Raw genomic sequence first — 13,381 nt, 5'->3', positions numbered from 1 at the left:
AGGCTGACTTCGCAAGGGGCGCGAGGCGCCCCTTTCTTTTGCCTGAAATCGGTCAAAACACGGGTTCATGGGCTGATCGATGACGATCTGTCGCCAATGTGTCCCGGACTGCGGCGAAGTCGCATGCGCGATAGTTTCTAAGGCATTCCCCGAAGGGAAATTGTCATTCAGGCGTTAGTCTGGCGCCAATACAGATATCCGAATCAACCGGAAAAAGGAGACAGAAAAATGAAGTGGATCGTGCATTCGGTGGCCGCCTCGGCCATGCTGGCCTGTGCCTCGGGCGCCTGGGCGCAAAAGGGCGAGACGGTGAAGATCGGCTGGATCGACCCGCTGTCGGGCCTGATGGCCGCCGTGGGCACGAACCAGCTCAAGACCTTCCAGCTGATGGCCGAGGAGTTCAACAAGAAAAATGCCTCGGGCGTGAAGTTCGAGATCATCCCGCTGGACAACAAGCTCAGCCCGCAGGAGACCACGGCCGTGCTGCGCTCGGCCATGGACCAGGGCGCACGCTACGTGGTGCAGGGCAACGGCTCGGGCCCGGCCCTGGCCATCATGGATGCGCTGGAAAAGCACAACACGCGCAACAAGGGCAAGGAAGTCGTCTACCTGAACTATGCGGCCGTGGACCCGGACCTGACCAACAGCAAGTGCAGCTACTGGCACTTCCGCCTGGATGCGGACACCTCCATGAAGATGGAAGCGCTGACGACCTATATGAAGGACGTGCCCGAGGTCAAGAAGGTCTACCTGATCAACCAGAACTACTCGCACGGCCAGCAGGTCTCCAAGTACGCCAAGGAAATGCTCAAGGCCAAGCGGCCCGACGTGCAGGTGGTGGGCGATGACTTCGCGCCGCTGGCCCAGGTGCGCGACTTCGCACCCTACATCGCCAAGATCAAGCAATCGGGCGCCGACACGGTGATCACGGGCAACTGGGGCTCTGACCTGTCGCTGCTGCTCAAGGCGGCCAATGACGCGGGCCTGAACAACGTCAAGTTCTACACCTACTACGCCTTCGGCTCGGGCTCGCCCACGGCCATGGGCGCGGCGTCCGACGGCAAGGTCTACACCGTGGGCTACGGCCACTACAACATGGGGGGGGCCATCCAGCCGCTGATGGCCGAGTTCAAGAAGAAGATGAACGACGACCTCACGCAAAGCTCGATCTACCACGTGTTCGCGCTGCTGGATGCGGCCTTTGCCAAGACCGGCGGCACCGACCCCGTCAAGGTGGCGGCCGCGCTGGAGGGCATGAAGCTCAAGAGCTTCAACGGCGAAGTGGAGATGCGCAAGACCGACCACCAGCTGCAGCAGGGCCTGTACATCACGCGCTGGGAAAAGGCCGGCGGCAAGAACCCCTATGACGCCGAGAACACGGGCTACACCTTCGCCCCGGTGAAGTACTACGAGCCCTACGTGGCCAGCACGCCCACGTCCTGCCAGATGAAGCGCCCGTCCTGAGAGCGGCACGCACCGCTTCCTGTCCCCAACGCACCGAAACCAAGGCCTTTCGATGACGCTTGAGTTCTTCACCATATCGCTGCTCAACGGCGTGAGCTATGGACTGCTGCTGTTCATGCTCAGCTCGGGGCTGACGCTGATCTTCAGCATGATGGGCGTGCTCAACTTCGCCCACACCAGCTTCTACATGCTGGGCGCGTACTTCGGATACACGCTCAGCGGCATCATCGGCTTCTGGGGCGCGCTGTTCGTCGCGCCCCTGCTGGTGGGCGCGCTGGGCGCCATGTTCGAGCGCTACAGCCTGCGCCGCGTGCACAAGTACGGCCATGTGCCAGAACTGCTCGTGACCTTCGGCCTGTCCTACCTCATCCTCGAGGTGGTGCAGCTGGTCTGGGGCCGCGGCACCGTGCCCTACGGCCTGCCGCCCGCGCTGCAGGGCCCGCTGTTCACGCTGTACGGCACGCAGTTCCCGCGCTCGCGCTCCTTCGTGATGCTGGTGGCAATGCTGATGCTGGTGGCCGTCTGGCTGCTGCTGACGCGCACGCGCATCGGCCTGGTCATCCAGGCCGCGCTCAAGAACCCCGAGATGGTGGAGGCGCTGGGCCACAACGTGCCGCGCGTGTTCATGATGGTGTTCGGCGGCGGCTGCGCGCTGGCGGGGCTGGCCGGCGTCATCGGCGGCAACACGTATGTGACCGAGCCGGCCATGGCCATGTCGGTCGGCTCCATCATCTTCGTGGTGGTGGTGGTCGGCGGCATGGGCTCGCTGGCGGGGGCCTTCGTGGCCTCGCTGCTGATCGGCGTCGTGCAGACCTTTGCCGTGGCCATCGACTGGTCGCTGGCCAGCCTGCTGACCTCGCTGGGCAGCCCGGTCGGCGAGCAGACCTTCGGCTGGCCGCTGCTCAAGCTCACCATTTCCCAGGTCGCGCCCATCCTGCCCTACCTGTTCCTGGTGCTGATCCTCATCTTCCGGCCCAAGGGCCTCCTGGGCACGCGGGGAGATTGACACCATGTCCTCGATCACCAAAACGACCATGACATCCACTGCCGCAAAAGGCGCTTCGGGCGCTTCAGGGGCTGCGGGCGCGGGGCGCCACTACAGCTTCCAGCCGCTCAACATCGGCCGCATCCTGATCTGGGGCGCCTTCGCCCTGGCGCTGATCGTCGCGCCGCTGGTGTTCACCAGCAGCCTGGCGCTGACCATGCTCAGCCAGATCGGCTATCTCATCATCATCTGCCTGTCCTACAACATCCTGCTGGGGCAGGGCGGCATGCTGAGCTTCGGCCATGCGGTCTACACGGGGCTGGGCTCGTTCATCGCCATCCATGCGATGAACCGGGCCAGCTCCGGCGACTGGGGCATTCCGCTGGTGCTGATTCCCGTCATCGGCGGCCTGGGCGGCATGTTCTTCGCGGCCCTGCTGGGCTATGTGACCACCAAGAAGTCGGGCACCACCTTCGCCATGATCACCATGGGCATCGGCGAGCTGGTGGCGTCCATGGCGCTGATGTTCCCCGAGTTCTTCGGGGGCGAGGGCGGCATCACCACCGACCGCGTCTACGGCAAGCCCTTCTTCGGGCTGACCTTCGGCTCGGGCATGGAGGTGTACTACCTGATCGCCGCCTACTGCTTCGTCTGCACGGCCGCCATGTTCGCCTTCACGGGCACGCCGCTGGGGCGCATGCTCAACGCCGTGCGCGACAACCCCGAGCGCGTGGAGTTCGTGGGCTACAACACGCAGCGCGTGCGCTACTTCTCCTTCATCATCGCGGGCTTCTTCGCGGGCGTGGGCGGGGGACTTGCGGCCATCAACTTCGAGATCATCACGGCCATGGACAGCGTGAGCGTCATGCGCTCGGGCTCGTACCTGCTGTTCACCTTCCTGGGCGGCGCCACCTTCTTCTTCGGGCCCATCATCGGCGCCGTGCTGCTGGTGCTGGCCTCGGTGCTGCTGTCGGAGCTGACCAAGGCCTGGCTGCTGTACCTGGGCCTGGTGTTCCTGCTGATGGTGATGTATGCGCCCGGTGGCGTTGCCAGCCTGATCATGATGAACCTGCGCGTGGCGCGGTTCGGCAAATGGCGCCGGCTGGCCCAGCCCTACCTGGCCATCGCCGCCAGCGCCCTGGTCATGATCGTGGGCGGCGCCGCCATCGTCGAGATGATCTACCACCTGCAGCTCAACGCGGCCCTGGGTTCCCAGGTCTCGTTCATGGGCGTGCAGCTCGATACCAGCTCGGCCTCCACCTGGACCGTGGCCGTTGCCGTCTTCGTCGTGGGCCTGGGCCTGCTGGAAGTGGCCCGGCGCTGGTGCCTGCGGCGCTGGGAGCGTATCCAGGAAGAGATCGAAGAAGCCATCAAGCGCGGGGAGGGCTGAACCATGTCCAGCATTGCAATCGAACGACCAGGCACTGCCGCCGCTGCCGCGACCGGCGAGGCCACCTACGCGCTGGAGCTGCGCGACCTGTACAAGCGCTTCGGCAAGGCCGAGATCATCCGCGGCGCCCAACTGGCCGTGAAGCCCGGCGAGCGCGTGGCCATCATCGGCCCCAACGGCGCGGGCAAGAGCACGCTGTTCAACCTGATCAGCGGCCGCTTCGAGCCCACCAGCGGCCAGGTGCTGCTCAACGGCCAGCGCATCGACGGCAAGAAGCCCTATGAAATCAACCGCATGGGGCTGTCGCGCAGTTTCCAGATCACCAACATCTTTCCCAAGCTCAGCGTGTTCGAGAACCTGCGCTGCAGCGTGCTGTGGAGCCTGGGCTACCGCTACAGCTGCTGGCGCTTCCTGTCCAAGCTGCGCGATGCCAACGCCCGCGCCGATGAGCTGATGGAGATGATCGGCCTGCACAGAAAGCGCGACACGCTGGCGGTGAACCTCACCTATGCCGAGCAGCGTGCGCTGGAAATCGGCATCACCATCGGCGGCGGCGCCGGCGTCATCCTGCTGGACGAGCCCACGGCCGGCATGAGCAACAGCGAGACGGCCCACTTCATCCAGCTGATCAAGAAGGTCACCGAAGGCAAGACGCTGCTGACCGTGGAGCACGACATGGGCGTGGTCTTCGGCCTGGCCGACAAGATCGCCGTCGTGGTCTACGGCGAAGTCATCGCCTACGACACGCCCGAGGCCGTGCGTGCCAATCCACGCGTGCAGGAGGCCTATCTGGGCTCGTCCGTGGCGGATCAACAAGCTGGTGCACATTGAGGGAGCGCGGATGCTGAACATCAACAACCTGCATGCCTACTACGGCAAAAGCCATGTGCTGCATGGCGTGGAATTTTCCGTACAGCCCGGCGAGATCGTCGCGCTGCTGGGGCGCAATGGCTCGGGCCGCTCCACCACGGCCAAGGCCATCATGGGACTGGTGCACTGGGAGGGCGCGCTGGAGTGGAAGGGCCAGAGCCTGACTGGCAGAAAGGCCTACGAGATCGCTCACCTGGGCCTGGGCTACGTGCCCGAGAGCCGCGACGTGTTCCCCAATCTCACCGTGCACCAGAACCTGCTGCTGGGACAGAAGGGAAAGGGCCGGGACAGCCGCTGGGGCTTCGACGACATGTACGCCATGTTCCCGCGCCTGAAGGAGCGCCAGCACACCGAGGCCGGCGTGATGTCGGGCGGCGAGCAGCAGATGCTGACCCTGTGCCGCACGCTGATGGGCGACCCCGACCTGATCATCATCGACGAGCCCACCGAGGGCCTGGCTCCCAAGATCGTCGAGCTGGTGGGCGAGTACCTGCAAAAGATCAAGCAGCGCGGCGTGTCCGTGCTGCTGATCGAGCAAAAGCTCACCATTGCCATGAGCATCTCGGACCGGGCCCTGGTCATGGGTCATGGGCGCATCGTCTTCGACGGCACGCCCGACGGGCTGCGCGCCGATCAGAAGGTGCGCAAGGAGTGGCTGGAGGTCTGATGCCGTACAAGGCTGGGCCTGCTGCCCGGCAGGCGGCCCGGGCCACGGCGCTTGTCCCGCTTGGGACAAACCGCAGTGGCGCCGGCCCGCGTTTTTTTTACAATCAAAATCGCACGATCGTTCTTTTTCTATCGCATAGGGGACAACAGCATGACTGCTGAATACAAAGTGGACGGTGCCATCGCCGTCATCACCTTGAACAATCCGCCGGTCAACGGCCTGGGACTATCCACGCGGCGGGGCATCGTCGAGGGGCTGGACAAGGCCTATTCCGACCCGGCCGTCAAGGCCATCGTCATCACGGGTGCCGGCAAGGCTTTTTCGGGCGGTGCCGATATCAACGAGTTCGGCAAGGAAGAGGCGTATCGCGAGCCGCACCTGGTCTCGCTGATCAACTCCCTGGACCAGGGCAGCAAGCCCGTGGTGGCCGCCATCCATACCGTCTGCATGGGCGGCGGGCTGGAGCTGGCGCTGGGCTGCAACTACCGCGTGGCCGCTCCCGGCACCCTGGTGGCCCTGCCTGAAGTCAAGCTGGGCCTGCTGCCCGGTGCAGGCGGCACGCAGCGCCTGCCGCGCGTGCTGGGCGTGGAGACCGCGCTGAACATGATCGTCAGCGGCGAACCCGTCAAGAGCGAGCTGCTGGCCTCCATCCCCGGCCAGAAGCTGTTCGACAAGATGGCCGCCTCGCCCGAGTCCCTGCTGGACGAGGCCAAGGCCTTTGCGTTGGAAGTGGCCGACAAGCACGCGGCGGGTGCCCAGCTGCCGCGCGTGCGCGACCTGCCTTGCAAGCATCCCCAGGGCGATGCCTACTTCCAGTTCGCACGCAACATGGTCAAGGGCATGGCCAAGAACTACCCGGCCCCGGCCCGCTGCGTGGACACGGTGGAGAACGCCGCGCGCAAGAAGTTCGACGAGGGCATGGCCCTGGAGCGCGAAGCCTTCATGCAACTGATGTGGTCGCCCGAGTCGCGCGCACTGCGCCACCTGTTCATGGCCGAGCGCGCGGCCTCCAAGATCGCCGACGTGCCCTCGGACACGCCAGTGCGCGAGATCAAGACCGTGGGCGTCATCGGTGCGGGCACCATGGGCGGCGGCATCTCCATGAACTTCCTGAACGCGGGCATCCCCGTGACCATTCTGGAGACCAAGCAGGAAGCGCTGGACCGTGGCGTGGCCACCATCCGCAAGAACTACGAAGCCCAGGTCAAGAAGGGCAAGCTCACCCAGGAAAAGTACGACCAGCGCATGGCCCTGCTGAGCACCACGCTGTCGTATGACGCGCTCAAGAACGCCGACCTCATCATCGAGGCCGTGTTCGAGGAGTTGGGCGTCAAGGAAACCGTGTTCAAGCAGCTGGACGAAGTGGCCAAGCCCGGCGCCATCCTGGCCTCCAACACCTCCACGCTGGACGTGGACAAGATCGCCGCCTTCACCAAGCGCCCGCAGGACGTGGTGGGCATGCACTTCTTCAGCCCCGCCAACGTGATGAAGCTGCTGGAAGTGGTGCGCGGCAAGCACACCGCCAAGGACGTGCTGGCCACCGTGATGAAGCTGGCCAAGAAGATCAAGAAGACCGCCGTGGTCTCGGGCGTGTGCGACGGCTTCATCGGCAACCGCATGATCGAGCAATACTCGCGCCAGGCCGGATTCCTGCTGGACGAAGGCGCCACGCCCGCCCAGGTGGACAAGGCCATCGAGAAGTTCGGCTTCGCCATGGGCCCGTTCCGCATGGGCGATCTGGCCGGCAACGACATCGGCTGGGCCATCCGCAAGCGCCGCGCCGTCGAGCGTGCCGACATGAAGTACAGCCGCACGGCCGACAAGCTGTGCGAGCTGGGCCGCTTCGGCCAGAAGACCGGTGCGGGCTGGTACGACTACCAGGCGGGCAAGCGCGACGCCATCCCGTCCGAGCTGGTCAACCAGATGATCGAGTCGCATCGCAAGGAGCTGGGCATCACCCCGCGCAAGATCTCCGATGAGGAAATCGTCCAGCGCCTGGTCTTCGCCCTGGTCAACGAAGGCGCCCACATCCTGGAAGACGGCATCGCCGGCAAGTCGGGCGATATCGACATGGTCTACCTGACCGGCTATGGCTTCCCCATCTGGCGCGGCGGCCCCATGCACTATGCGGGCGAGGTCGGTCTGTTCAACGTGGTCCAGGCCATGAACCGCTTCGCCAGGAACCCCAACGACGATGCCCAGTTCTGGCAGCCCGCGCCGCTGCTGGCAAAGCTGGCGGCCGAAGGCAAGCAATTCAGCTGAGACGTGCGGCGCACGAACTTTTTGCGAACCACCGCAAACCCGCCATACAAGGAATATCCATGACATCCGCCGTGATCGTTTCCACCGCCCGCACCCCCCTGGCCAAGAGCTGGAAGGGTGCCTTCAACATGACCCATGGCGCCACGCTGGGCGGCCATGCCGTGCAGCACGCCGTGCAGCGCGCAGGCGTTGACCCCGCCGCCGTCGATGACGTGATCATGGGCTGCGCCAACCCCGAAGGCGCCACCGGCATGAACATCGCGCGCCAGATCGCGCTCAAGGCCGGCCTGCCCATCACCGCGTCGGGCATGACCATCAACCGCTTCTGCTCCTCGGGCCTGCAGACCATTGCCACCGCATCGCAGCGCATCATCGCGGGCGAGGGCGATGTCTACGTGGCCGGCGGCGTGGAGTCCATCTCCTGCGTGCAGCAGGAAATGAACCTGCACATGATCCAGGACCTGGCCCTGGCCAAGCAAAAGCCCGAGATCTACTGGAGCATGCTGCAGACCGCCGAACAGGTCGCCAAGCGCTACGGCATCGGCCGTGACGCCATGGACGAATACGGCGCCGCCAGCCAGCAAAAGGCCTGCGCGGCCCAGGCGGCCGGCCTGCTGGATGCCGAGATCGCCCCCATCACCGTGACCATGGGCGTGGCCGACAAGGTGCGCGGCCTGATCACCAAGGAAGTGACCTGCAGCAAGGACGAGGGCGTGCGCGAGGGCACGACCAAGGAAGGCATCTCGGGCATCCGCCCCGCGCTGCCGGGCGGTGTGATCTCGGCCGGCAATGCCAGCCAGTTCTCCGACGGCGCAGGCGCCTGCGTGGTGGTGAGCGAGGACTATGCATCGCGCAACAACCTCAAGCCCATCGGCCGCTTCCTGGGCTTTGCCGTCGCCGGCTGCGAGCCTGACGAAATGGGCATCGGCCCCGTCTTCGCCGTGCCCAAGGTGCTCAAGAAGCTGGGCCTGACGGTGCAGGACATCGACCTGTGGGAGCTCAATGAAGCCTTTGCCGTGCAGGTGCTGTACTGCCGGGACAAGCTGGGCATCCCCAACGATCGCCTCAATGTCAACGGCGGCGCCATTGCCCTGGGTCATCCCTATGGCGTGTCGGGTCAGCGCCTGACGGGCCATGCCCTGATCGAAGGCAAGCGCCGCGGTGCCAAGCGTGTCTGCGTGACCATGTGCATCGGCGGCGGCATGGGTGCCGCCGGCGTGTTCGAAGTGCTGTAAGTACAGGTGGCGGCTGCGGCCGCCACCGCCTGTTCCCGTTACTCCTGTTGGCCGCACGCGCTCCCTCTGGCGGCGCCTGCGGCTTCTTTTTTGATTCCGGACCCCACCATGCGCCTGCGTTCCACCATCGATTTCCTGCTCTATGAATGGCTGCGCGCCGATGCGCTGGGCGAGCGCGAGCGCTTTGCCGACCATTCGCGCGACACCTTCGATGCCGTGCTCGACACCTGCGAGCGCATCGCCCGCGAGAAATACGCCCCCTTCAACCGCACCGTGGACACGCAGGAGCCGCAGTTCGATGGCGAGAAAGTCATCCTGCCCCAGTGCACCCACGATGCGCGCCAGGCCTATGCCGACTCGGGCATGCTCAGCGCCGCCCAGGACTACGACATCGGCGGCATGCAGCTGCCCTACACCGTGGAGGCGGCGGCCAACAGCTTCTTCGCGGCGGCCTCCATCAGCATCGGCTCCAACATGCTGACCTCGGGCAATGCCAACGCCATCATGGCCCACGGCACGGACATGCAAAAACAGGTCTTCGCCGCCAACGAATTCAACGGCCGCTGGGCCGGCACCATGTGCCTGTCCGAGCCCCAGGCCGGCTCCTCGCTGAGCGATATCGCCACCCGTGCCGAGCCCGATGGCGCCGACTTCGAGAGCGATGCGCTGGGCCCGCGCTACCGCCTCAAGGGCAACAAGATGTGGATCAGCGCGGGCGATCATGAGCTGACGGAGAACATCGTCCACCTCGTGCTGGCCAAGATCCCGGGGCCGGACGGCAAGCCCGTGCCCGGCGTCAAGGGCATCTCGCTGTTCATCGTGCCCAAGAAGCTCGTGGACACCGAAGGCCAGCTGACCGGCGAGCGCAACGACGTGGCCCTGGCCGGCCTCAACCACAAGCTGGGCTGGCGCGGCACCACCAACACGCTGCTGAACTTCGGGGAAGGGCGCTTTCCCGTGCGCGGCGGCGCCGGGGCCGTGGGCTACCTGGTCGGCAAGCCCGGCGAGGGCCTCAAATGCATGTTCCACATGATGAACGAGGCCCGCATCTCCATCGGCATGGCCGCCACCATGCTGGGCATGGCGGGCTACCACGCCAGCCTGGACTACGCGCAGAACCGCCCGCAGGGCCGGCCGATCAAGGGGGCGCCGGGTGCAGCCGGCAAGGATGCCACGCGGCCCCAGTCGCGCATCATCGAGCACGCCGACGTCAAGCGCATGCTGCTGGCGCAGAAGTCCTATTGCGAAGGCGCGCTGGCGCTGAACCTGTTCTGCGCGCGCCTGGTCGATGAGCAGCACACCGGCACGCCCGAATCCGTGGCCGAGGCCCGGCTGCTGCTGGAAGTGCTGACCCCCATCTCCAAGAGCTGGCCCAGCGAGTTCTGCCTGGAGGCCAACTCCCTGGCCATCCAGATCCACGGCGGCTACGGCTATACGCGCGACTTTCCCGTGGAGCAATACTGGCGCGACAACCGCCTGAACATGATCCACGAAGGCACGCACGGCATCCAGGCCATGGACCTGCTGGGCCGCAAGGTGCTCATGGAAGGCGGCAAGGGCCTGCAACTGCTGGCCACGCGCATCAACGACACCATCCAGCGCGCCATGGCCCGGCCCGAACTGGCCGGCCATGCCAATGAACTGGCCAAGGCGCTGCAGGAAGTCGGCGCCACCACCAAGGCCGCATGGGCCACCGACGACCCGCAACAGGCCCTGGCCAATGCCGTGCCCTACATGCAGGCCTTCGGCCACACGGTACTGGCCTGGACCTGGCTGGACGTGTCCCTGGCCGTGCTGGACAAAGACCCGGGCCTGACCGCCCCCGCCAACGCTGGCCGCATGGCCGCCATGCGCTACTTCTTCGGCTACGAACTGCCGAAGATCGGCGCCTGGCTCAAAGTCGTGCGTGAGCGCGACATGACTTGCGCGCAGATGAGTGAAGAGGCGTTCTGAGGGAGTTGGCAGCACGGCTGCCGGAGGATGCAAAAAAAGCGCGGACCATGTGGTCTGCGCTTTTTTTATTTCAGGGATTTTCAAGGTTGCCGGAGAGCCTGGCCTGCTCTTTGACCCATTCCCTGGTTTTTCCGCGAACGCACCACTCGGGGTTTTTGACCCAGTCCGTGAAATATATGGTGGGGTGCCCTTCCAGGATATTACAGCGTGTATAGCCAAGTTTGGGCATTGCATAGTATTGCAAGGGAGCTATGAGGGCAAGGCAAGAAGCCATGATTATTAATCCTGCCAGCATGGTTGCGTTAAAGCTGCGTTCAGTTACCTTTAAAATTGATGTTTTGCATGGTATTGCCTTGGATAATGAAGAAATTAGACCAACTGCCAATATTACGGGAAAATATGCTACGACTGGTGCTCCGGGTGTTATTCTTATTGATGCTGATAGTTCAATGAGATCTTTGATATCATTAAATATTGCATGCTTAATGTACCAAATGCAGAGAATAAAAATGAAAACATTTAATGGAATGCCCCATATCAAGGTTTTCCTTATTTTTTTTGCGTCCAACATTTTCTTAATTAGTTTTTACGATTTGTGCGGCACATAAATTCATTTTTGAAAATTTCTGTGGAACAGTTGTTAAATTTATACTCTATCTGCTGATAAGTTTTCTGATTATCAAAATTGAGTTTGTCGATATTTATCCGATATATGCCTTGAGGTATGCTGCTGGTGGAAATGCGCAGCATATGGATCACACGTTGTTTGATTTTTAAATCATCGTCTATTTGATTCAAGATGATTCCTGTGACAAGTACGGCCACTGCCACAGCAGCCAAAGGAAGAATTGCAAGGGACGTTGCCGTTGCAAGCTTTATTCCCAAGCCAAGGCCCACCATCGTCGCCAATCCCGCCTTGACCGCCTCCACTCCAATTCCCCCCACCAGATCATGCATGGTCTTCTCATCATTGAAGATGAAGTCCAGTGTCTCTATGCCGGTGCCCACCACCAGGCTCAGGAGAAACCCGCCCTTGGCCACATTCTGCAGACCGCGAATACCCAGGCCCATCTGGACCATGCGTGGATTGGCGGCAAGGAATCGCGTACCTTGCAGCAGCTGGCGGCGAAGTCCCGCGTAGCCCGTGATGATGATATAGGTGCCTGTGGCGGTTGTCTTGATATAGGAGCGGGCACCGGCCAGGCCCAATGCAATCAGCGTTTTGGTGATCAGGTACGCGTCGCTGACCATCAGGGAGGCGGGAGCGACCCAGGGTTTGCCTGCATTCGGGCTGGCGGTGTGTGTCCAGTATCGCCCAAGCGCACTGTGGGCCAGCATGGCATGCAGCGTGGCCGCCAGGCGAGGATTGTTGCGCGCCTTGTCGCTCAGTATGTCTGCATATTCCTGTGGCTTGAGCACAATGGCATCGATCTGTTTTTGCTCCATTTGGCGAGCAAGCATGTCGGCATAGCCGATCTGATAGAAGGTGGCGGCAATGGAGGCTGGCATGGTGTATGGAGACGCTGGCTCAGAAGCGGAATCGAGGTTTCCAGCCAATGCGCCTTGATCAATAAAGGCAATTTGACGGAAATGAGTGGTTGCAAGCATGAGAATAATCCGCTGTCAGTGCCCAAGCGGGTTTCTGATGTTTGCTGTGGGAAGAGTCCTCATTTGATTTCATGGCCTGCACGAGGTCAATCAAAGAAGTCGCCCGCAGATCATTTTCAGAATTATCCTTAGGACAATTCCTAAAATCAGGTTTGAAATTCCAGGTGAATAGAGATGCTGCCAATAAGCGTTGGGTCCCAGGCAGCGCCATTCGCCATGGGTGGTATTCACGGGGCACAAGCGCAGGCTGCCCGGCTCGGCCACGGGCATTTGCGGATGAAGGATGCGGGGAGAGGTGGTCCGTACCGCCGCTGCGCTTGCGGGCAGGCTGTTGGACCGGGGTATGGGCTACGGTCTCACCGTGCTGAATGCTTGCAGACGAGGACTCAGGGACCGGGTGTCAGCGCATCGGAAGCCGTGCAGGCGCTGAAGGCCGCCTGCCGGAGGGTGCATGCCTCAAAGATCCAGTCCGAGATAACGCGTGCCCGGCACGGGATTGAAGCTCACCGGTTCCGCATCCACAAAACCCAGGTTTTCATACAGCCGCTGCGCAGCCTGGAACTCGGGCAGCATGTCCAGGCAGATGCGGCTGTAGCCTGCGTGGCGCGCAGCGTCCAGGATGCCTTCCACCAGTCGCCGCCCCAGGTTCTCGCCGCGTACCGTGGGGCGCACGTAGACGCGCTTCATTTCGCCTGTCTGCGCATCCACCTGGCGCAGGGCGGCGCAGCCCACGGGCTGGCCGTCTTTCCAGGCCAGCAGCACGCAGCCTTCGGGTGCGGCGTACTTGCCGGGCAGGGCGGCGAACTCGGTCTCGAAGTCCTGGAAGTCCAGGCTCACGGTGGGACTGGCCACGTACTCCCGGAAGATGCGGACCACGGCGTCGAGGTCTTCGGGAAAATGGGCGGGGCGGATATCGGTCATGTAAAGGCGTGTGCATGGCCCTGATG

Annotated in this window: 11 protein-coding genes; 9 read left to right on the top strand and 2 right to left on the bottom strand. The window is 63.2% G+C overall.

Annotated features, from left to right (window positions below; genetic code table 11):
- Window positions 1–228: 228 nt before the first annotated feature.
- From HFGMBDPB_RS22265 to HFGMBDPB_RS22225, 9 genes are all read left to right on the top strand, one after another.
- Window positions 229–1,464 carry a branched-chain amino acid ABC transporter substrate-binding protein gene (locus tag HFGMBDPB_RS22265; protein WP_154834509.1) on the top strand — a complete coding sequence of 412 codons (1,236 nt, stop codon included), beginning with the start codon at window positions 229–231 and terminating at the stop codon, window positions 1,462–1,464.
- 52 nt (window positions 1,465–1,516) lie between these two features.
- Window positions 1,517–2,470 (top strand): branched-chain amino acid ABC transporter permease, encoded by a 954-nt coding sequence (locus HFGMBDPB_RS22260; RefSeq protein ID WP_017405244.1) that lies wholly within the window; start codon window positions 1,517–1,519, stop codon window positions 2,468–2,470.
- Window positions 2,471–2,474: 4 nt separating this feature from the next.
- Window positions 2,475–3,839 (top strand): branched-chain amino acid ABC transporter permease, encoded by a 1,365-nt coding sequence (locus HFGMBDPB_RS22255; RefSeq protein WP_212646278.1) that lies wholly within the window; start codon window positions 2,475–2,477, stop codon window positions 3,837–3,839.
- 3 nt (window positions 3,840–3,842) lie between these two features.
- Window positions 3,843–4,670 carry an ABC transporter ATP-binding protein gene (locus HFGMBDPB_RS22250; protein ID WP_013802770.1) on the top strand — a complete coding sequence of 276 codons (828 nt, stop codon included), beginning with the start codon at window positions 3,843–3,845 and terminating at the stop codon, window positions 4,668–4,670.
- A 10-nt stretch (window positions 4,671–4,680) separates the two neighbouring features.
- Window positions 4,681–5,376 carry an ABC transporter ATP-binding protein gene (locus tag HFGMBDPB_RS22245; RefSeq protein WP_016446753.1) on the top strand — a complete coding sequence of 232 codons (696 nt, stop codon included), beginning with the start codon at window positions 4,681–4,683 and terminating at the stop codon, window positions 5,374–5,376.
- A 150-nt stretch (window positions 5,377–5,526) separates the two neighbouring features.
- On the top strand, window positions 5,527–7,638 hold the full coding sequence (locus tag HFGMBDPB_RS22240; protein ID WP_212646277.1) for a 3-hydroxyacyl-CoA dehydrogenase NAD-binding domain-containing protein: 2,112 nt from the start codon (window positions 5,527–5,529) through the stop codon (window positions 7,636–7,638).
- A gap of 59 nt (window positions 7,639–7,697) precedes the next feature.
- Complete coding sequence (locus HFGMBDPB_RS22235; protein ID WP_016446755.1) at window positions 7,698–8,873, top strand: acetyl-CoA C-acyltransferase; 1,176 nt, start codon at window positions 7,698–7,700, stop codon at window positions 8,871–8,873.
- Window positions 8,874–8,981: 108 nt separating this feature from the next.
- Window positions 8,982–10,826, top strand: a complete 1,845-nt coding sequence (locus HFGMBDPB_RS22230) for an acyl-CoA dehydrogenase (protein WP_212646276.1) — start codon at window positions 8,982–8,984, stop codon at window positions 10,824–10,826.
- 272 nt (window positions 10,827–11,098) lie between these two features.
- A complete protein-coding gene (locus HFGMBDPB_RS22225; protein ID WP_152683565.1) occupies window positions 11,099–11,434 on the top strand; it encodes a hypothetical protein in 336 nt (111 codons plus the stop codon).
- Here HFGMBDPB_RS22225 and HFGMBDPB_RS22220 read toward each other — a convergent pair.
- Both HFGMBDPB_RS22220 and HFGMBDPB_RS22215 read right to left on the bottom strand, forming a co-directional pair.
- On the bottom strand, window positions 11,406–12,335 hold the full coding sequence (locus HFGMBDPB_RS22220) for a hypothetical protein (RefSeq protein ID WP_203401038.1): 930 nt from the start codon (window positions 12,333–12,335) through the stop codon (window positions 11,406–11,408). The two genes, HFGMBDPB_RS22225 and HFGMBDPB_RS22220, sit on opposite strands and share 29 nt — an antisense overlap.
- 555 nt (window positions 12,336–12,890) lie before the next feature.
- Window positions 12,891–13,355: a GNAT family N-acetyltransferase gene (locus tag HFGMBDPB_RS22215; RefSeq protein WP_212646275.1), complete on the bottom strand. Its 465-nt coding sequence runs from the start codon at window positions 13,353–13,355 to the stop codon at window positions 12,891–12,893.
- Between the last annotated feature and the right edge of the window lie 26 nt (window positions 13,356–13,381).

It is taken from the genome of Delftia sp. PE138 (genome assembly GCF_018320755.1).
Taxonomy (GTDB): Bacteria; Pseudomonadota; Gammaproteobacteria; order Burkholderiales; family Burkholderiaceae_C; genus Comamonas; species Comamonas tsuruhatensis.
Note: the sequence above shows the minus strand (reverse complement) of the source record. Positions and strands in the feature narration are given on the sequence as shown.

Coding starts and splice junctions, on each gene's coding strand:
- HFGMBDPB_RS22265 (WP_154834509.1), top strand. CDS start 229: ATGAAGTGGATCGTGCATTCGGTGGCCGCCTCGGCCATGCTGGCCTGT.
- HFGMBDPB_RS22260 (WP_017405244.1), top strand. CDS start 1,517: ATGACGCTTGAGTTCTTCACCATATCGCTGCTCAACGGCGTGAGCTAT.
- HFGMBDPB_RS22255 (WP_212646278.1), top strand. CDS start 2,475: ATGTCCTCGATCACCAAAACGACCATGACATCCACTGCCGCAAAAGGC.
- HFGMBDPB_RS22250 (WP_013802770.1), top strand. CDS start 3,843: ATGTCCAGCATTGCAATCGAACGACCAGGCACTGCCGCCGCTGCCGCG.
- HFGMBDPB_RS22245 (WP_016446753.1), top strand. CDS start 4,681: ATGCTGAACATCAACAACCTGCATGCCTACTACGGCAAAAGCCATGTG.
- HFGMBDPB_RS22240 (WP_212646277.1), top strand. CDS start 5,527: ATGACTGCTGAATACAAAGTGGACGGTGCCATCGCCGTCATCACCTTG.
- HFGMBDPB_RS22235 (WP_016446755.1), top strand. CDS start 7,698: ATGACATCCGCCGTGATCGTTTCCACCGCCCGCACCCCCCTGGCCAAG.
- HFGMBDPB_RS22230 (WP_212646276.1), top strand. CDS start 8,982: ATGCGCCTGCGTTCCACCATCGATTTCCTGCTCTATGAATGGCTGCGC.
- HFGMBDPB_RS22225 (WP_152683565.1), top strand. CDS start 11,099: ATGATTATTAATCCTGCCAGCATGGTTGCGTTAAAGCTGCGTTCAGTT.
- HFGMBDPB_RS22220 (WP_203401038.1), bottom strand. CDS start 12,335: ATGCCAGCCTCCATTGCCGCCACCTTCTATCAGATCGGCTATGCCGAC.
- HFGMBDPB_RS22215 (WP_212646275.1), bottom strand. CDS start 13,355: ATGACCGATATCCGCCCCGCCCATTTTCCCGAAGACCTCGACGCCGTG.